Source organism: Dickeya aquatica (assembly GCF_900095885.1).
Lineage (GTDB): Bacteria > Pseudomonadota > Gammaproteobacteria > Enterobacterales > Enterobacteriaceae > Dickeya > Dickeya aquatica.
On sequence record NZ_LT615367.1, the window covers coordinates 1,579,707 to 1,596,506 of the forward strand.

At 58.8% G+C, this 16,800-nt stretch carries 9 protein-coding genes and 1 pseudogene; 9 read left to right on the forward strand and 1 reads right to left on the reverse strand.

What is annotated here, in order from left to right; translation table 11 throughout:
* Positions 1 to 9: 9 nt before the first annotated feature.
* The 9 genes and pseudogenes from DAQ1742_RS07000 (at position 10) to DAQ1742_RS07040 (ending at position 15,066) form a co-directional block, all read left to right on the forward strand.
* Positions 10 to 2,610, forward strand: a complete 2,601-nt coding sequence (locus tag DAQ1742_RS07000; protein WP_180706264.1) for a bifunctional aconitate hydratase 2/2-methylisocitrate dehydratase — start codon at positions 10 to 12, stop codon at positions 2,608 to 2,610.
* Positions 2,611 to 2,955: 345 nt separating this feature from the next.
* Positions 2,956 to 6,003: a formate dehydrogenase-N subunit alpha gene (fdnG, locus tag DAQ1742_RS07005; RefSeq protein ID WP_071604085.1), complete on the forward strand. Its 3,048-nt coding sequence runs from the start codon at positions 2,956 to 2,958 to the stop codon at positions 6,001 to 6,003.
* A 13-nt stretch (positions 6,004 to 6,016) separates the two neighbouring features.
* A complete protein-coding gene (gene fdxH / locus DAQ1742_RS07010; protein WP_035342829.1) occupies positions 6,017 to 6,925 on the forward strand; it encodes a formate dehydrogenase subunit beta in 909 nt (302 codons plus the stop codon).
* Positions 6,918 to 7,559 (forward strand): formate dehydrogenase-N subunit gamma, encoded by a 642-nt coding sequence (gene fdnI / locus DAQ1742_RS07015; protein WP_035342827.1) that lies wholly within the window; start codon positions 6,918 to 6,920, stop codon positions 7,557 to 7,559. The genes fdxH and fdnI overlap by 8 nt, the downstream gene beginning before the upstream one ends.
* A 444-nt stretch (positions 7,560 to 8,003) precedes the next feature.
* On the forward strand, positions 8,004 to 9,026 hold the full coding sequence (locus DAQ1742_RS07020; protein ID WP_035342825.1) for a LacI family DNA-binding transcriptional regulator: 1,023 nt from the start codon (positions 8,004 to 8,006) through the stop codon (positions 9,024 to 9,026).
* A 138-nt stretch (positions 9,027 to 9,164) separates the two neighbouring features.
* On the forward strand, positions 9,165 to 11,294 hold the full coding sequence (locus DAQ1742_RS07025) for an alpha-galactosidase (protein ID WP_035342823.1): 2,130 nt from the start codon (positions 9,165 to 9,167) through the stop codon (positions 11,292 to 11,294).
* A gap of 53 nt (positions 11,295 to 11,347) precedes the next feature.
* Positions 11,348 to 12,628 carry an MFS transporter gene (locus DAQ1742_RS07030; protein WP_035342821.1) on the forward strand — a complete coding sequence of 427 codons (1,281 nt, stop codon included), beginning with the start codon at positions 11,348 to 11,350 and terminating at the stop codon, positions 12,626 to 12,628.
* 250 nt (positions 12,629 to 12,878) lie between these two features.
* Positions 12,879 to 14,209: pseudogene (locus DAQ1742_RS07035) on the forward strand (NAD(P)/FAD-dependent oxidoreductase).
* Positions 14,210 to 14,217: 8 nt separating this feature from the next.
* The gene (locus tag DAQ1742_RS07040; RefSeq protein ID WP_180706265.1) at positions 14,218 to 15,066 is read left to right on the forward strand and encodes a GNAT family N-acetyltransferase; all 849 of its coding nucleotides are present in this window, start codon (positions 14,218 to 14,220) and stop codon (positions 15,064 to 15,066) included.
* A 16-nt stretch (positions 15,067 to 15,082) separates the two neighbouring features.
* Here the strand turns inward: DAQ1742_RS07040 and DAQ1742_RS07045 are convergent, their stop codons facing one another.
* Positions 15,083 to 16,495, reverse strand: a complete 1,413-nt coding sequence (locus DAQ1742_RS07045; protein WP_035342815.1) for a GGDEF domain-containing protein — start codon at positions 16,493 to 16,495, stop codon at positions 15,083 to 15,085.
* Positions 16,496 to 16,800: the final 305 nt, after the last annotated feature.

Here is a 16,800-nt window from a genome sequence, read left to right on the forward strand (position 1 = left end):
GGAGCTGTCATGTTAGAACATTATTACGCCCATATGGCTGAACGACGTGAAATGGGCATTCCGCCTAAACCTTTAACTGCCGAACAGGCTACGGCCTTGGTTACACGGCTGGGCGCTAAAGAAAATCAGACGGCTGCGGATATTCCGGCATGGCTCGATTTACTCACTTATCATATTTCTCCCGGTGTGGATGATGCCGCGAAAATTAAAGCCGACTTTCTGGGGGAATTGTGCGCGGGGATATTACCGGTGGCGGCGCTTTCTCCGCTTGCGGCTATTCGTTTATTGGCAACGATGCAGGGTGGCTATAATATTCAGCCATTAATTGATGCGCTGGATAATTATGCGCTGGCCGAGGAAGCGGTAAAGGCACTGAGTCATACGCTGCTGATATTTGATTATTTTGGTGAGATTGAAAAGAAAGCCGGGCAGGGGAATGTTGCTGCACAGCGGGTATTACAGTCCTGGGCCGAGGCCGAATGGTTTAGCGCCCGTGCGGCGCTGGCGGAAAAAATCACGCTGACGGTATTTAACGTGGCGGGGGAAACCAATACTGATGACCTGTCACCGGCACCGGAAGCCTGGTCACGCCCGGATATTCCGCTGCATGCGCAGTGTATGTTGAGCGTGCCGCGCGATGGCGTGACGCCGGATAAACCGGGGGCTATCGGCCCGATGACGCAAATGCAGGCCCTGAAAGCGCAGGGCTATCCGCTGGTGTATGTCGGCGATGTGGTCGGCACCGGGTCATCGCGCAAATCGGCCACCAACTCCATTTTGTGGCACATCGGGCAGGATATTCCGTTTGTGCCGAATAAACGCGCCGGTGGCGTGGTGCTGGCCGGGAAAATCGCGCCGATTTTCTTTAACACGCTGGAAGACTCCGGGGCGCTGCCGATAGAAATGGACGTCAGCGCGCTGTCAACCGGCGAGGTGATTGATGTCTATCCCTATTTAGGCGAGGTGCGTCGTCACGAGGATGACGCGCTGCTCGCCCGTTTTAGCCTGAAAACCGAGGTGCTGCTCGATGAAGTGCGCGCCGGTGGCCGTATTGCGCTGATTATTGGCCGCAGCCTGACGGCGCGCGCGCGCCAGTCGCTGGGCCTTGCGCAAAGCACGCTATTTCGCCTGCCGAAAGCGCCTGCCGAGTCATCACGCGGCTACACGCTGGCGCAGAAAATCGTCGGTAAAGCCTGTGGAGTGGCCGGTGTGCGCCCGGGGCAGTATTGCGAGCCGCGCATGACCACGGTGGGCTCGCAGGATACCACCGGCGGCATGACGCGCGATGAGCTGAAAGGTTTGGCCTGCCTGCACTTCTCCGCCGATCTGGTGATGCAGTCGTTCTGCCACACCTCGGCGTACCCGAAACCGGTTGACGTCAATCTGCATAAGACCCTGCCGGACTTCATCACCCGGCGCAACGGCGTGTCGCTGCGCCCGGGCGATGGCATCATCCACTCCTGGCTTAACCGCATGCTGGTGCCGGATACCGTTGGCACCGGTGCCGATTCCCACACCCGCTTCCCGATTGGCCTGTCGTTCCCCGGCGGTTCAGGGCTGGTGGCGTTCGCGGCGGCCACCGGCATCATGCCGCTGGACATGCCGGAGTCGGTGCTGGTGCGCTTTAACGGGCAGATGCAGCCGGGCATTACGCTGCGTGATCTAGTCCATGCCATCCCTTATTTTGCTATCCGGCAAGGGCTGTTGACGGTCGCCAAGCAGGGTAAGAAAAACATCTTCTCCGGTCGCATTCTGGAAATTGAGGGTCTGGCGGGGTTAAGCGTCGAGCAGGCGTTTGAACTGGCGGATGCCTCGGCCGAGCGCTCGGCGGCGGCCTGTACCATTAAGCTCGAACAGGCGGAAGTGGAAACTTATTTGCGCTCGAACGTGGCATTGCTGCGCACCCTGCTAGCAGAGGGCTATCAGGATGCGCCGACGCTGGCGCGGCGTATTGAGCGCATGGAGCAGTGGCTGGATGACCCGCAGTTGCTGGAAGCCGACACCGACGCCGACTATGCCGCCGTTATCGAGATCGATCTGGCAACCATCCGTGAGCCGATCCTGTGTGTGCCCAATGACCCGGATGACGTGAAAACGCTGTCGGAGGTGGCGGGAAACCGCATCGACGAGGTGTTTATCGGCTCATGCATGACCCATATCGGCCATTTTCGCGCCGCCGGGAAACTGATGTCGCAACATCAGGGCGATACCGAAGCCCGGCTCTGGCTGGCTCCGCCCACCCGCATGGATGCGCAGCAGCTCAGCGATGAGGGCTATTTCAGCCAGTTTATTCAATCCGGTGTGCGCATTGAACCGGCGGGGTGTTCGCTGTGCATGGGCAATCAGGCACGCGTCAGGCCGGGTAGCCAGGTGGTGTCCACTTCGACGCGTAACTTCCCGCATCGTCTGGGGACGGACGCCCGCGTCTATCTCGCTTCGGCTGAATTAAGTACCGTCGCGGCGATACTGGGCCGCTTGCCGACGGCGGCGGAATATCAGCAGCAGGTGGCTATCTTGTCGTCATCTGCGCCAGCGATTTACCGCTATTTGGATTTTGCCGCACCGGTTGACCCGGCGGCAGTAAAACGCATTCCGGTACAGTCAGTGTGATGTGAATGGCCCGCACAGGGTGAGTACGGGCCAACGCCGATCGTCCTGAATTGTTAAATTTGGGTAGCCACAGGTTACGCAAATGGGTAACGGCGATACGACGTTGACGAGCGTATCGCCCCATCATCGCCCGCAGGGCAAAAGACAACATGACGAGATGTTGATTAAATCAACACACTTAGCGCTGTGTATTTAGATGTATAGCGAAAATTCAAGCGCCAATACCCATAAAGGGGGTGAATAGACGATTAAAACTGTAATTATTGATTTTGCTCAAAATCTCCTCGTGGCGTGTTGTTAGATTTCCCGCAACAAAAAAGACACATAAAATTTATAGGGAAAAGCATGCAGGTTAATCGAAGGGGCTTTTTTAAAGTCTGCGCCGGGGGAATGGCGGGCACCACGCTCGCGGTATTAGGGTTTGCCCCCACAGAGGCGATGGCTTCTGTGCGTCAATACAAATTGCTGCGCTCAAAAGAAACACGCAATAACTGCACTTACTGTTCTGTTGGCTGCGGGCTGTTGATGTACAGCCTGGGCGACGGGGCAAAAAACGCCAAACCCGCCATTTTTCATATTGAAGGCGACCCGGATCATCCGGTCAGCCGTGGCTCGTTGTGCCCGAAAGGGGCCGGGCTGGTGGACTACATTCACAGCGAAGGCCGCCTGAAATACCCGCAATACCGTGCGCCGGGTTCGGACAAATGGCAGCGCATCAGCTGGGAAGACGCTATCGAGCGCATCGCCCGGCTGATGAAAAAAGACCGTGATGCCAATTTCGAGCGCGTCAACGCCAAAGGCACGCTGGTTAACCGCTGGCTGACCACCGGCATGCTGTGTTCCTCTGCCGCCAGTAATGAAACCGGCATTCTCGACCAGAAATTCGCCCGTTCGCTGGGCATGGTCGCCATCGACTGTCAGGCGCGCCTGTGCCACGGCCCGACCGTTGCCGCGCTGGCACCGACCTTTGGCCGTGGCGCGATGACCAACAACTGGGTGGACATCAAAAACGCCAACGTGATCATCGTGATGGGCGGCAACGCTGCGGAAGCGCACCCGGTCGGTTTCAAATGGGCGGTGGAAGCCAAAACCCACAACGACGCCAAACTGATCGTGGTTGACCCGCGTTTTAACCGCTCTGCCGCTGTCGCCGATTTGTATGCGCCGATCCGCGCCGGGTCAGACGCCGCGTTCCTGCTCGGTATCGTCAACTATTTGATTACCCACGATAAGATTCACCACGAGTATGTGAAGTCCTACACCAGCGCCAGCCTGATCGTGCGTGAGGACTTCAGCTTCGACGACGGGCTGTTCAGCGGTTATAACAGCCAGACGCACCAGTATGACAAGAGCAGCTGGCAGTATGAGCTGGGCGCAGACGGTTTCGCCAAACGCGACATGACGCTGAGCCACCCGCGCTGCGTGTGGAACCTGCTGAAAAAGCACGTCTCCCGCTACACGCCGGAGATGGTGACGTCACTGTGCGGCACACCGGCGAAAGCCTATGAAGAGATTTGCCAGTCGCTGGCGGAAACCTGTGTTGCCAACAAAACCGCGACCTTCATGTACGCGCTGGGCTGGACGCACCACACCAACGGCGCGCAGATTATCCGCGCGGCGGCGATGATCCAGCTGTTGCTCGGCAACATCGGCATGGCGGGTGGCGGCATCAATGCGCTGCGCGGCCACTCCAACATTCAGGGCTATACCGATCTCGGGCTGCTGAGTCTCAACCTGCCGGGCTACATGCCGCTGCCATCGGAAAAACAGGGCGACCTGAAAACCTACCTTAGCCAGATAACACCGGATGCGCTGCTGGCGGATCAGGTCAATTACTGGAAGAACACGCCGAAATTTTTTATCAGCATGATGAAAAGCTTCTGGGGCGATAACGCGCAGGCCGCCAACAACTGGGGCTATGACTGGCTGCCGAAGTGGGATCGCAGCTATGACGTGATGGCCCAGACCGAGCTGATGCTGGACGGCAAAATGAACGGCTACATCGTGCAGGGCTTCAACCCGCTGGCGGCGTTCGCCAACAAGAACAAAGCCACGGCAGCGCTGTCGAAACTGAAATACATGGTGGTTATCGACCCGCTGGCGACCGAAACCTCCACCTTCTGGCAGAACCACGGCGAATTTAATGACGTCAACCCGGCGGAGATCCAGACCGAAGTGTTCCGCCTGCCGTCGAGCTGCTTTGCCGAAGAGAACGGTTCTATCGCCAACTCCGGGCGCTGGCTGCAATGGCACTGGGCGGCGGCCGAGCCACCGGCTGAAGCGCTGCACGACGCGAAAATCCTTGGCCGCCTGATGACGCGCCTGCGTGAGCTGTACCGCGAAGAGGGCGGCGTGTGCCCGGAACCGGTGCTGAACATCAACTGGAACTATCAAGACCCGGAAGACCCGACGCCGGAAGAAATTGCCCGCGAAGCCAACGGCATGGCGCTGGCGGACGTATTCGACGACAAGGGCAATCTGCTGCTGAAAAAAGGCCAGCAACTGGCGGACTTCTCGCAGTTGCGCGATGACGGCAGCACCGCCAGTTTCTGCTGGATTTACGCCGGGAGCTGGACTGAAGCGGGTAATCAGATGGCCAACCGCGACAACACCGACGTCGGCCTTGGCGCTACGCCGGGCTGGGCCTGGTGCTGGCCGCAGAACCGCCGCATCCTGTACAACCGCGCCTCGGCAGATTTGCAGGGCAAACCCTGGGACAGCAAACGCAAGCTGCTGGAATGGACTGGCCAGAAATGGAAAGGTATTGACGTGCCGGATTTCGCCGCCACCGTGCCGCCGGGCAAAGACACCATGCCGTTCATCATGCTGCCGGAAGGGGTGGCGCGGCTGTTCTCGCTCGACAAACTGACCGATGGCCCGTTCCCGGAACACTACGAGCCGATAGAAAGCCCGCTTGATACCAACCCGCTGCACCCGGCGGTGGTGTCGAACCCGGCGGCGCGCCTGTTTGCGCGCGATGCCAAAACCATGGGCAAGGCGAGCGATTTCCCGTATGTCGCCACCACCTATTCCATCACCGAGCTGTTCCGCCACTGGACCAAGCATGCGCGCATGAACGCCATCATCCAGCCGGAGCAGTTTGTCGAAATCGGCGAGAATCTGGCGAAAAGCAAAGGGATTCAGGCGGGCGACATGGTGAAAGTCTCCTGCCAGCGCGGTTACATCAAAGCCAAAGCGGTGGTGACGAAGCGCATCAAAACGCTGACCGTGGCCGGAAAAGCGATTGAGACCGTCGGCATCCCCTGTCACTGGGGGTTTGAGGGCACAACGCGCAAGGGGTTCCTGGCGAACACCCTGACGCCGAGCGTCGGCGATGCCAACTCGCAAACGCCGGAATACAAGGCGTTTCTGGTCAATGTGGAAAAGGTGTAAAGGGTAAAACGTTATGTCAATGCAATCTCAGGATATTATCCAGCGTTCGGCCACCAGCAGCCTGACGCCGCCGCCACAGGTTCGGGATGATAAAAGCGAAGTCGCCAAGCTTATCGACGTCACCACCTGCATCGGCTGTAAAGCCTGTCAGGCGGCCTGTTCCGAGTGGAACGACATCCGTGATGACGTCGGCCACAACGTGGGGGTGTACGACAACCCGACCGATCTGAGCGCCAAATCCTGGACGGTGATGCGCTTTTCCGAAGTGGAGAGTGCAGACCGTCTGGAGTGGTTGATTCGTAAAGACGGCTGTATGCACTGCGCCGAACCGGGCTGCCTGAAAGCCTGCCCGTCGGCGGGGGCCATTATTCAGTACGCCAACGGCATCGTTGATTTTCAGTCGGAACACTGCATCGGCTGTGGCTACTGCATCGCCGGGTGCCCGTTCAACATTCCGCGCTTAAACAAGCAGGACAACCGCGTCTACAAATGTACGCTGTGTGTCGATCGCGTCAGCACCGGTCAGGAACCGGCCTGCGTGAAAACCTGCCCGACCGGTGCCATTCATTTCGGCACCAAGGACGACATGAAGCAGGTGGCCGCCGGGCGTATCGCCCATCTGCAAAAACGCGGTTACGCCAATGCTGGCTTGTATGACCCTGAAGGCGTCGGCGGCACCCACGTCATGTACGTGTTGCACCATGCGGATAAACCGTCGCTGTACCACAACCTGCCGGATAACCCGAAAATCTCGACGCCGGTGAACCTGTGGAAAGGCATTCTCAAGCCGCTTTCGACATTGGGCTTCGTTGCGACCTTCGCCGGGCTGATGTTCCACTATATCGGCATTGGGCCGAACACCGAAGAGACCGCGCATCCACACGAAGGGCAGCCGCACGAAGGAGACGATAAGCATGAGTAACCCAAAAATGATTGTGCGCACCAAATTCGCCGACCGTGTCTGCCACTGGATTGTGGTGATAAGCTTCTTTCTGGTGGCGCTGTCGGGCATTGCGCTGTTTTTCCCGACGCTGCAATGGCTGACGCAAACCTTCGGTACGCCGCAGATGGGCCGCATCATGCACCCGTTCTTCGGTATTTTGATTGTGGTGTGTCTGGTGCCAATGTTTATCCGCTTTGTCGGCCACAACATCCCCAAACGCCACGATCTGCCGTGGTTCCTCAACATCATCGAGGTACTGAAGGGCAACGAGCATGAAGTGGCCGATGTGGGTAAATACAACCCCGGCCAGAAACTGATGTTCTGGAGCATCATGGGCTTAACGCTGGTGTTGCTGATTACCGGCGTCATCATGTGGCGGCCCTATTTCGCGCATCTGTTCCCGATAGACGTGGTGCGCTACGCCATTTTGCTGCACGCCACCGCCGCCATCGTGCTTATCCACGCCATTCTGATCCATATGTACATGGCGTTCTGGGTGCGCGGCTCTATCAAAGGCATGATTGAAGGCAAAGTCTCAGAAAAATGGGCGCTGAAACACCACCCGCGCTGGGCGCGCACGGTGATCAGCAAAGCCAATAAAGACAAGAAATAAAGCCTCTTGCTGGCAGTTGATAAACCGCTGTGTTGTTTCGTGAACAGTGAGTTTATGTCCGGTCGGAGAAGGGTTTCGTGCTGGATAAACGGCGTAGTTTCTTTGCTATTTCATCGCACGCACGACAAGGAGAGGCTCAACGCCGCCTCTCCTTGACCTCTGGCTGGTGGCTAAACTGTGCCGCTGCGCGGTACCTTCGGCGTTCGCCTTCGCTGTTCGGGCCGCCCGTGACGTGCTCCCGGCACGGCACGGGCTTTCGCCGCATCCATGCGGCTCACCCGGCGAAGTCGCCCACCTCAGCACAGTTTTTGACGCCAGAAAAAATGCCCTGAGCTTTAGATGCTTTGTTGCGCAGGAATCGTCGATTCCCGCTGTTATCCCCCGTACCTTGCGGTGATTTGTGATAGTCTGGCCCGTAACAGAATTCAGGGTGAATGATGCGCCATGTCACTGAAACAGATTGCAAAAACACTGGGATTATCCGTTACCACCGTCAGCCGGGCGCTGAATGGCTACGATGATGTGGCCGCCGAAACGCGCCAGCGGGTGGAAGAGGAAGCCCGGCGTCTTGGCTATCGCCCCAATACCTTTGCCCGGCGGCTGAAAATGGGGCGTATTGACGCGGTAGGGCTGGTGTTTCCGTTGCAGCCTGCGCCGCTCAGCAATACCACCTTTATGGAGATGGTGGCGGAAATCAGCCATGAGCTGGCGAAGCAGGAGATAGACCTGCTACTGATCGCCGACGACGGGCAAGCCGACAGCCACGCGTTTTTGCGCATGATTGAAAGCCGCCGGGTGGATGCGCTGCTTGTTGCGCATACGCTGCAACAAGACCCCCGGCTGCAATACCTGCAAGCGGTCGGCTTTCCGTTTCTGGCGCTGGGGCGCAGCGATTTGCCGCAGCCTTATGCCTGGTTCGATTTCGACAATCAGGCCGGCGGCGCGCTGGCTACCCGCCACCTGATTGACCTTGGCCACCGCCATATTGCTTTTCTGGGTGAACACCATCCGCAATCCTTTATCGCGCAACGTCGCGCCGGTTATCTGGCGGCGCTGGCTGATGCCGGTATCACCCGGCGCGATGAACTGTTGCGCCAGGTGGCACCGTCACGCCGGGAAGGGTATCAGGCAACGTTGCAATGGCTGGCGCTGCCACAGCCGCCGACCGCGATTGTCACCGATGGCAGCACGCAAGGGGAAGGCGTAGCGCTGGCGTTGCGCGACTGCGCCCGGCTGCACGGTGAACGTGCGGTATCGCTGATTGTCTATGACGGCCTGCCCACAGATTCACTGCTGGACATCCCGGTGACGGCCATCACTCAGGCCACCCGCGCGCAGGTAGGCCAACAAATCGCCCACATGGTGTTTCGGCTGCTGGCGGGCGATACGCTCTCGTCATTACAGGTGCTGTGGCAACCGCAACTGCGCGCCGGACAGACGGATAACCCGCCGCCAAAAACAGAATAACCCGCTTTTTTCCAGTACGCGTATGTCCGCGTTTTCAACGTTCGTTTTTTAACCCGATCACAAAACCGAAACGTTTCGGTTTTTATCCGAAACGTTTCGGAATACAACTAACCTCATTAACCATTCAGGAGAATGAGGATGGAAACGACGCTGATTCGTCTCACCAGTGCGGTGACGGATGTGATTGTGCGCTGCCAACCGGCAGCGGAAATTGTCTATTGGGGGCCGCATCTGGCGGCATTCTCGCCACAGGATGCGCAAAGTTTGTCGCGGCCAGTGGCGAATGGCCGGCTGGACGTGGACGTGCCGGTGACGCTGGCGGCGGAAACCGGACGCGGGCTGTTCGGCTCGCCGGGCATTGAGGGCCATCGCAACGGTCTGGATGCCTTTGCGGTGCTGACCACCGTGGCGGTGCACCAGCCAGACCCACAGCAACTGGTCATTGAGGCGGAAGACCGTCAGGCGGGTTTGCGCCTGAGGAGCGAATTCAAGCTGCACGCCGACAGCGGGGTGCTGCAACTGCGCCACTGCCTGACCAACCTGCATGCCGGTGACTGGCAGGTGCAGCGGCTGGCGCTCACGCTGCCGCTGCCGGAATCGGCGGCGGAGGTGATGGCGTTTCATGGGCGCTGGGTGAGGGAATTTCAGCCGCACCGCACGCGGCTCACGCACGGCAGTCTGGTGCAGGAAAACCGCCGTGGGCGCACCTCGCATGAGTCTTTCCCGGCGATGGTGAGCGGCGAGCCGGGGTTTGCCGAGCAGCACGGCCGGGTGTGGGGGGTACACCTCGGCTGGAGCGGCAACCATCGGCTGCGCGCAGAAGTGAAAACCGATGGGCGACGGCTGGTGCAGGCGGAAGCGCTGTATCTGCCCGGTGAAATCGCGCTGGCGCAGGGGGAATCGCTGACCACGCCGTGGCTGTACGCCGCCTGCTCGGAGCAGGGGCTCAACGGCATGAGCCAACAGTTTCATCGCTTTTTGCGCCAGGAGATTATCCGCTTTCCGCGCGCCAGCGCCCGTCCGGTGCATCTCAATACCTGGGAAGGCATCTATTTTAACCACGACCCGGACTACATCATGCAGATGGCGACGCAGGCCGCTGCGCTGGGCGTTGAGCGTTTTATTATCGATGACGGCTGGTTTCGCGGGCGTGACCATGACCGTGCCGCCCTCGGCGACTGGTACGTGGACGCACAGAAATACCCGCAAGGGCTGATGCCGGTGATAAACCATGTGCGCTCACTGGGCATGGAGTTCGGTATCTGGGTGGAGCCGGAAATGGTTAACCCGGATTCCGATCTCTATCGCGCCCACCCGGACTGGCTGCTGGCGCTGCCCGGCTATGCGCAGCCGACCGGGCGTTATCAGTATGCGCTCGACCTGGCCAACCCGGAGGTGTTCGATTACCTGCTGGCGCGCCTGAGCTGGCTGCTGGGTGAACACCCTGTCGATTACGTGAAGTGGGACATGAACCGCGAACTGGTGCAACCGGCCCATCAGGGGCGGGCAGCGGCCGATCGCCAGACCAGGGCGTTCTATCGCCTGCTCGATATATTGGGTGAGCGCTTCCCGCAGGTGGAGTTTGAGTCCTGTGCCTCGGGCGGCGGGCGTATCGACTACGAGGTGCTGCGGCGTAGCCACCGCTTCTGGGCGTCTGACAATAACGACGCGCTGGAGCGGCAGACTATCCAGCGCGGCATGAGTTATTTCTTCCCCCCCGAAGTGATGGGCGCACACATCGGTCATCACCGCTGCCACGCTACCGGACGTCAGCACAGTATTGCTTTTCGTGGCCTGACGGCGTTGTTTGGTCACATGGGGATCGAGCTGGATCCGGTACGTGCCGACGAGCAGGAACAGGCCGGTTTTCGCCATTATGTGGCGTTGCACCGCCAGTACCGCACGCTATTGCACACCGGCCTTCTGTGGCGGGTCGACATGCCGGATGCCACCACGCAGGTGCAGGGGGTGGTCAGCGAGGATAGCCGACAGGCGCTGTTTCTGGTCGCGCAACTGGCCATGCCGGATTACGCGCTGGCCGGGGTGCTGCGCGTCCCCGGGCTGGACGCGCAAGCCCGTTACCGCTTAACCGTGGTGGACCACCCAGACCTGAAACCGGTCATCGAGGGCGGCAGCACCATGCGCCAGTTGCCGCTCTGGATGGCAGCACCGGCTGAATATAGCGGCGAATGGTTGATGAAAGCGGGCTTACGCCTGCCGATCCTTAACCCGGAAACGGCGCTGTTACTGGAATTACACCGTCTGTAATGCAGCGGGAGAGGGCAACCTCTCCCCCGACTGACCTTATTAAGGATAGATATATGGACACCCGCCAACCAACCCTGCCTGTGACAACGCATAAACATAACCGTAATTTCTGGATTTTTGGCCTGTTCTTCTTTCTGTATTTCTTCATCATGGCGACCTGTTTTCCGTTTCTGCCGGTGTGGCTGGCGGAGGTGATTGGCCTGAATAAAACCCAGACCGGCGTGGTGTTCTCGGCCATTTCGCTGTTCGCCATTCTGTTCCAGCCGCTGATGGGCGTCTTGTCAGACCGGCTGGGGCTGAAAAAACACCTGCTGTGGGTGATTGCCATTCTGCTGTTTTTATTCGCACCGTTCTTTTTGTATGTGTTTGCGCCGCTGTTGAAGGTCAATAGCCTGCTGGGGGCGGTGGCGGGTGGTGTTTACATCGGGCTGGTGTTTTCCGCCGGTTCCGGCGCGGTAGAAGCCTACATCGAGCGCGTCAGCCGCCAGAGCGGTTTTGAATACGGCAAGGCGCGCATGTTCGGCTGCCTCGGCTGGGGATTGTGTGCCTCCACCGCCGGTATTCTGTTTAACGTCAACCCGGCGCTGGTGTTCTGGATGGGCTCGGGGGCGGCGGTGATTCTGCTACTGTTGCTGCTGATAGCCCGCCCCGAAGCGCACCCGACGGCACAGGTGATGGACGCACTCGGTGCCAATCAGCCGCCGGTGACGCTAAAAATGGCCAGCCGGGTGTTTGGCGATCGCAAACTGTGGATGTTCGTGCTCTACGTGGTCGGGGTTGCCTGCGTGTACGACGTGTTCGACCAGCAGTTTGCCAACTTCTTTAAATCGTTTTTTGCCACACCGCAGCAGGGCAACCAGGTGTTTGGGTTTGCCACCACGCTCGGCGAACTGGCGAATGCGGTCATCATGTTTTGTTCGCCGTGGATAATTAATCGCATCGGGGCGAAAAACACGCTGCTGGTAGCAGGGATGATGATGACGGTGCGCATCGTCGGGTCGGCGTTTGCCACCAGCGCGGTGGAAGTGGTGGCGCTGAAAATGCTGCACGCGCTGGAAGTGCCGTTCCTGTTGGTCGGCGCATTCAAGTACATCACCGCCACCTTTGACATCCGGCTATCCGCCACCATCTACCTGATTGGCTTTCAGTTTGCCAAACAGTCGGCGGCGATTTTCCTGTCAGCAATGGCGGGAAACCTGTATGACCGCATCGGTTTTCAGCACACTTATCTGATCCTCGGCGCGATTGCCTTGACGGTGACGATCATCTCCGCCTTCACGCTCTCTGGCGGTCGCAGCACCGCGCAAGCGACTTATCAGACTAAATTATCCTGATCAACCACCGGGCCGGTTGTTCGTTGCCGACCGGCCCGCGCCTTAGTTACCTGCCGTTTGGCGGCGGATGTGGTATCTGTCGGTACTGCATCGGTTAATTCTCCTGAACCGTGTCGATGAATGATGACGTTGGGGCCGGTGTCGATTACGATAACCTGTTGTCATACTGGCTAATGTCTTAAAAATACGGTGGTTTATATCGTCATCACCGGCCTGGGATCGTTTATTCAAGGGAGTACAGAGGAACACCATGCCTGCACCAATCAGATATGTTCAGGACAGCAACCCGCTACCGGCACAGGTGGATGTGGTGGTGATCGGCGCGGGTATCGCTGGCACGGCGGCAGCCTATGAACTGGCGAAAAAAGGCGTCAGCGTGTTGCTGCTGGAAAAAGGGCTGGTGGGGGGCGAGCAATCCAGCCGCAACTGGGGCTGGTGCCGCCAGCAAAACCGTGATGAACGCGAGCTGCCGCTGATTATTTATGCCTTGCGCCGCTGGGAGGAACTGCAACAGGAAACCGGCGAAGATCTGGGGTTTCGTCGCTCCGGCCTGCTGTACACCACGCGGGATCAGGCTGAGATAGATGCCTGGGCGCGCTGGGGCAAGATGGCGAAAGCCTACGGTGTGCGCAGCGATATGCTCACTGCCGGGCAGGCCAAAGCGATGACACCGGGCAGTACCAGCGCGTGGCTGGGGGGCGTGTCGTCACCGACGGACGGCCACGCCGAACCCGCGCTGGCGTGTGCCGGGCTGGCTATCGCCGCACAGCGGCTGGGAGCCTGTGTCATCCAGCAATGTGCGGTACGGGGGCTGGATATCAGCGGTGGGCGCATCAGCGGCGTGTGGACGGAGCGTGGCCGGGTCGCCACCTCGACGGTAATTTGTGCCGGTGGCGTCTGGAGTTCACTGTTTTGCCGCCGCCACGGCCTCAAACTGCCGATAGGCAATGTCATCGGCACGGCGTTTCGCACTGTGCCGGTCGAACAGGTGATTCGTCTGCCGTTTTATACCGCCGCCTTTGCCTGCCGCCCGCAGCAAGACGGCAGTTATACCGTGGCAGTGTCCGGGCATGGCCGACTGGAGCCGGGGTGGCAAAGCCTGCTGTATGCCCGCCAGTTTTATGCCACGTTTCGCGCGCGGCGTAAAAATTTGTCATGGCGGCCTGGCCTCAAACCGTTTCTGTGCGGGCCAGAGGTGCAGGCGCGCTGGTCGTTTGATGGCCGCTCGCCTTTTGAATATACCCGTATCCTTGACCCGGCCCCCGATAGGGCGCTGGTCAGTGAAGGGCTGGCGGCGATGCAGCGTGAATACCCGGCGCTGGCAGGGTTACGGGTGGTGCAGGCGTGGGGAGGTATGATAGACAGCACGCCGGATGCCATTCCGGTGATTTCGCCGGTTGCATCACTGCCGGGGTTGATTCTGTCCACCGGTTACAGCGCGCATGGGTTTGGCATTGGGCCGGGTGCCGGGCGGCTGGCGGCGGATTTAGCCACCGGAGAACCCCCATCGTTGACCCGACACCGTTCCGCTATGCGCGGCTGGTGGACGGCAGTGGGCTACGTGCGCCCGGCATGATGTAGGAGAGCGCATGACTATCGTAATACGTGATATGACCGATGCTGATGCGGCCTATGGCTGGTCACTGACACAGCAGGTGCACTGGCCGCACCGGCTGGAGGACTGGCAGGAGGCGCTGCAACTCGGTGAAGGCAAGCTGGCGCAGGTGCAGGGTGAGGTGGTGGGTACCGCCCTGTGCTGGCGCTGGGGGCCGCACCGCGCCACCATTGGTCTGGTGGTGGTGGATACCCGCTATCAGGGGCGTGGTATCGGTCGTTTACTGATGAACGGCCTGCTTGAGAGGCTGCAAGGTTATCAGGTACGGCTGCATGCCACCGCGGCCGGGCAGGGGCTTTATGCACGGCTGGGGTTTGTGACGAGGGGGAGAATACACCAATATCAGTGTGCGCAGTTGCCTGCATTACCCTTCCCGGTGCTGGCCGAAGGGCAGCGTCTGCGTCCGGCGCAGATAGCCGATGTTGCGGCCCTCACCGCACGGGATAGCGAAGCCCACGGGCTGATACGCCCGGCGCTGATAGAAAAGCTGATGCACCATGCCCGTTGCCTGCGTGTGCTGGAGCAGGCGGGCAGCCTGAGCGGGTTTGCGGCGCTGCGTCGCTTTGGCCGTGGCGAGGTGATTGGCCCGGTGATAGCAGGCTGCGCAGCGGATGCCCGTCTGTTGATTGGTGCGCTGCTGGCGGAGCGGGCGGGCGAATTTGTGCGGATAGATACGCCCGATGCGCTCGGGCTGGGGCCTTTTCTGCGGACATGCGGCCTACAGGCGGTAGATGCGCCGGTCATCATGTACCGGGGGGAGCCGTGGCAGCCAGCAACTGACGGGATGCAGGCCTGGGCGCTGATGAGTCAGGCGATGGCCTGATCGCCTGACTTACCGGCTATTGCACCGTGCGATTACGGCCTTCACGCTTGGCGGTATAGAGATTTTTATCCGCCAGCGGGAATAGCTGATGCACGGTTTCCACCAGCGGCTGACCCGGTGACGGGGCGTGGGCGATGCCGATGCTGACCGTGACGGGCACCGCCTGGTGGTAGAACAAAAATGTCGTCTGCTGGATGTGTTGTCGCAGCCTGTCGGCCAGTTGATAAAATGCACCGGGCGAGTAGTCAAAACACACCACCACAAACTCCTCACCGCCGATGCGGCTGACCAGCCCTTGCTCGGCAACCGTTTGCTTAATGACGCCTGCAACCTGACGCAAAATTTCATCGCCGCATTCATGACCGAAGTTGTCGTTGATACGCTTAAAGTAATCAATATCAATCAGCATGATATTCACCGTATGCTGCGAAGCTGTCGCACGGTGCCCGTGGGCGGTGAGCGCCTCAGTAAACCCGTAGCGTGACAGTGTTTTGGTGAGAAAGTCGTGGCTGGCTTGTTGCAGCAAGCGGGCATTTAACTGACGGATGGTACGGGCGTTGGTGGCCATCATCAACGGGCTGAAGATAGTCGCCGCAATACCGATACGCATAATCGTAATGTGGTGCATGAAGTACGGGTCTTGCGCGCTATAGATAGCGTGCATGTGTTCGGCGCAGAGGATAAGTTCCGTCGCGCCGGTGCACAGTGTGATAAGTCGGATAAGCCACAGCGGGTAAACGATGGCACACCAGGTTAACGCCGGCAGGGGAAAGGCCAGAATGGCGACCGGGCCAAACAGCGGCGCGACACACACCGATAAGATAAGCATCAATAGCGGCAATGTATCAAGCCACTGCACGGTGGGTATCTTCAGTGCAATACGGCTTTGCAGCGTAAACAGCAAAGGTAAAAACAGGACTGAGGTATAGAACTGATCGCTAAACCAGTCGAGAAAATAACCACGAAATAACGGCTGTGAAAAATTCGGCCACGGCTGTTGCGCCAGCGCACCGGCGACACCGCAGGCGATAGCGGCCAGCATACAAGACACAAACACATACAGTGAACTGGTCATATCCGTTTCACGGCGGGAGGTAAAGCTCGGCCAGTTAAGTAACTGATTAAGAACAAAAATAAAAATAATATTGGCCGAGTTTATGGTAAAGGCATTCACCCCCCAGCCATAAAACAGCGCATCTTGTAGCACCATTGCGGCATAGGAAACGCCATAAAACCAGGGCGTGTTAAGATATCGGCAACGGTAGAACAGTACCGCAATAATGATGTTCACCGGCCAGAATACCGAAAGATCAAGGTTGGAGATTCTGGCGTGCGCACCAATATTACAGCCTGCCAGCGTCATCATGAACACATTGAGGCTGTTCAGGCTGGTTCTGCCGCGTTTAAATAGCTCCAAATTCAGATACATGCCATCAGTCCGCTTTTGCTACCTGTAGGAATGCCGACATCCATGCGCGCATGGCATCATGGGCGGGTTAGCCTGACGTATGTCACGGCCTTGGGTCATTTCATGTCATTCAGGTCATGGCACCGTCATTTCCCGTGATGGCTGCCGCCTGTGTTCAATCGCAGAGTTGGCGACATCAATGCCCCGCCCATCATACCTGTAAATAACCGAAAAGAATGAAAAAAGCCTGTTCAAAGCTGTTTCGTTTTTATTCTGTTGCTAACAAATTATTACCGTGATGTGTAATTGATAAGAAAATGGGCGTG